At 76.3% G+C, this 2,727-nt stretch carries 4 protein-coding genes; 3 read left to right on the forward strand and 1 reads right to left on the reverse strand.

From position 1 onward, the window contains the following. The first annotated feature begins 201 nt into the window (after window positions 1-201). A complete protein-coding gene (locus C6N75_RS28620; protein WP_105871755.1) occupies window positions 202-519 on the forward strand; it encodes an STAS domain-containing protein in 318 nt (105 codons plus the stop codon). A 15-nt stretch (window positions 520-534) separates the two neighbouring features. On the opposite strand, the gene C6N75_RS28625 is transcribed toward C6N75_RS28620, so the two are convergent. Continuing rightward, on the reverse strand, window positions 535-1,515 hold the full coding sequence (locus tag C6N75_RS28625; RefSeq protein WP_105871756.1) for a sigma-70 family RNA polymerase sigma factor: 981 nt from the start codon (window positions 1,513-1,515) through the stop codon (window positions 535-537). Window positions 1,516-1,751: 236 nt separating this feature from the next. On the opposite strand from C6N75_RS28625, the gene C6N75_RS28630 reads away from it, so the two are divergent. Both C6N75_RS28630 and C6N75_RS28635 read left to right on the forward strand, forming a co-directional pair. Further along, window positions 1,752-2,249 (forward strand): SigE family RNA polymerase sigma factor, encoded by a 498-nt coding sequence (locus tag C6N75_RS28630; RefSeq protein ID WP_105871757.1) that lies wholly within the window; start codon window positions 1,752-1,754, stop codon window positions 2,247-2,249. Next, window positions 2,242-2,727, forward strand: a 486-nt coding sequence (locus tag C6N75_RS28635; protein ID WP_105871758.1) for a hypothetical protein, incomplete at its 3' end; no start/stop codon positions are given. The genes C6N75_RS28630 and C6N75_RS28635, both read left to right, overlap by 8 nt.

Consider the following 2,727-nt stretch of genomic DNA (forward strand, 5'->3'; position numbering starts at 1 on the left):
CCTGCCCCCGCACACCGCCGCCTTGCTGACCAGCGGCCCGCTGGACGAGGACGGCGCTCTGCCCGCCGACACCGCCGTCTGGCTGCGCGGCTGAGCAGCCCCCGACGCCCCGGGCCCGGACCGTGAGGCCGGGCCCGGGGCACGGCCCTGCGATGAGTTCCCGTGCCGCCCCCGGTCTGCCCGGATGTGGAGAGACTCGATGTGGAGACGACCGAACCGCACGTGCTGCGACTGCCCCCGAGCGTCGGGCCCGCCGACCTGCCCCGGCTCCGCACGGAGCTCACCGCGCTGATGGGCCGCGCCGGCCCCGGCCTCCCCCTGGTGTGCGACGCCGCGGACCTGGCCCGCCCCACCCTGGCCGCGGTGGACGCGCTGGCCAGGCTGCGGCTCACCGCCGGACGCCACGGCCGCACCCTCGTGGTGTCCGGCGCGCCCCCGGAGCTGCGCGCCCTCCTCGCCCTGACCGGCCTCACCGCCCTGCTCGGCGGCCCGCCGCCGGACACCGGGCCGACCCCCTGAGCGGACCCCCCTCGCTCACGCCTCCAGGCGCTCCGGCAGGTCGAACAGCGGGAACCAGCGCTTCACGTCCAGGAAGGACGTGATCCCGGAGACCTTGCCGTCCACGATCTCGATCACCATCAGGGCCCACGGGACGAAGCCGCCCGCCGGGTCCGGGTGGTAGTGGGCGAACGCCGGGGTGCCGTTGGCGACCACCGGCACCAGCTTCGAGCCGCGGCACACCTCGCCCACGCCCAGCATCCAGCCGGTGATGTCGTCATGGCCGCGCAGCCACAGGTCGTACGGCGGCATGGACAGCGTGGCGTCCTCGTGCAGCAGCGCCGTCAGGGCCGTCATGTCGTACCCCTCGAAGGCGGCGACGTACCGCTCCAGCAGTCTGCGCTGCACCTCGTCGAGCGGGTCGGCGAGATCGGTGTCGGCCGGGGCGGACTCGGCGAGCGAGGCCCGGGCCCGCTGGAGCGCGCTGTTGACCGAGGCGACCGACGTGGACAGCAGCTCGGCGACCTCGCTCGCCTTCCACGCCAGCACCTCGCGCAGGATCAGCACCGCCCGCTGCCGGGGCGGCAGGTGCTGGAGCGCCGCCATGAACGCCAGCCGCACCGACTCCCGGGCCACCGCCCGCTCCGCCGGGTCGGCGGTCGCCGGCAGCACCCGCCCGTCCGGCGCGGGCTCCAGCCACGTCACCTCGTCCCGCTCCTGGAGCCGGGCCTGCGCCACCGGCGTCGCCTCGGTCAGGTCCATCGGCCGGGCGCGCTTGTTCCCCGCGTTCAGCGCGTCCAGGCAGACGTTGGTGGCGATCCGGTAGAGCCAGGAGCGCAGGCTCGACCTGCCCTCGAAGCGGTCCAGGCTGCGCCAGGCGCGGACCATGGTGTCCTGCACCGCGTCCTCCGCCTCGAAGGCGGCCCCGAGCATCCGGTAGCAGTAACCGGTCAGCTCGGTGCGGTACTCCTCCAGCCGGGATTCGAGATCCTCCCGGGCCACTGCCACATCACTCATCACGCCACCCCAGTCGTGGAGATGCCTACCTCTCGGAAGCTACCGGACCCCACTGACAACGGCCCCCGGAACGGCGTCACCGCAGGTCGCCGGGGGCTCCGCGGCCGAGCCGGGCACCGGCGGGTCGCCCGGCGCGCCGCTGTGAGCACCGTCACCCTGTGATCTCGCGCCCGGTGTCGACCGGACGCGCCTCCGGGGGCGTAAGCCCGGTGAAGCGACAGACCCGGGAGCAGCTTTTGACCGTCGAGGAGTTCGAAGAGTTCTACGCCCAGACGGTCGCCCGTCTGACAGGGCAGCTTTACGTGATGCTCGGCGACCTGCACGAGGCGCAGGACGTCGTGCAGGAGGCGTACGTCAAGGGCTGGACCCGGCGGGCGCAGCTCGACCGCGCGGGGCAGCCGGAGGCGTGGATCCGCACGGTGGCCTGGCGGCTCGCGGTGAGCCGCTGGCGGTTCCGGCGGCGCAGCGCCGAGGCGTGGCGGCGCGGCGGCGCGCCCCCGCACGTGGAGGCCCCGGGCACCGAGCACCTGGTGCTGGTGGAGGCCCTGCGCGGACTGCCCGCCCAGCAGCGGCGGTCGCTGACCCTGCACTACCTGTGCGATCTCACCGTGGAGCAGGTCGCCGCCGAGACCGGGCTGTCCGCCAGCACGGTCAAGACGCACCTGGTCCGCGGGCGGACCGCGCTCGCCCACCGTCTGCACGATCCCCGCATCGAGGAGGCATCTGATGTCTGAGCCCACGCCCGAGCCGCGCGACCCGCTGCGGTCGCTGTTCCAGCGGGCCGCGGACTTCGGGCAGCTCCGCGCCGACCCCGCGCCGGCGGCCCGGATCGCCGAACGCGGCCGGCGGGCGCACCGCCGCCGCACCGCCGCGCTGGCGGTCACCGCCTGCCTGGCCGTCGCCGGCGGCGGGGCGGCCGCGGTGAGCCTGCTGCCGGACCGCCCCGGGCCCGCCGTCCCGGCCGTCACCCCCTCACCGCGGACCTCGCCGTGGACCGACGCCCCGGACCGTTCCGCGACCCCGGCGCCGCCCTCCGCCATCCCCACCTCCGGGGCCCCGGCGGTGGGGATGGCGGAGGGCGGCGCCGGGGTCGCGGCACCGGCCGGGGCGTCGGCCCACGGCGAGGTCCGCGGTGGGGGGGTGACGGCCGGGACGGCGGGCCCGGGGCCGGGCGGCAGCAGGCTCACCGCGGCCGCCCCTCCGCAGCACCGC

It is taken from the genome of Streptomyces solincola (assembly GCF_002982015.1).
Classification (GTDB): domain Bacteria; phylum Actinomycetota; class Actinomycetes; order Streptomycetales; family Streptomycetaceae; genus Streptomyces; species Streptomyces solincola.

Coding starts and splice junctions, on each gene's coding strand:
- C6N75_RS28625 (WP_105871756.1), bottom strand. CDS start 1,515: ATGAGTGATGTGGCAGTGGCCCGGGAGGATCTCGAATCCCGGCTGGAG.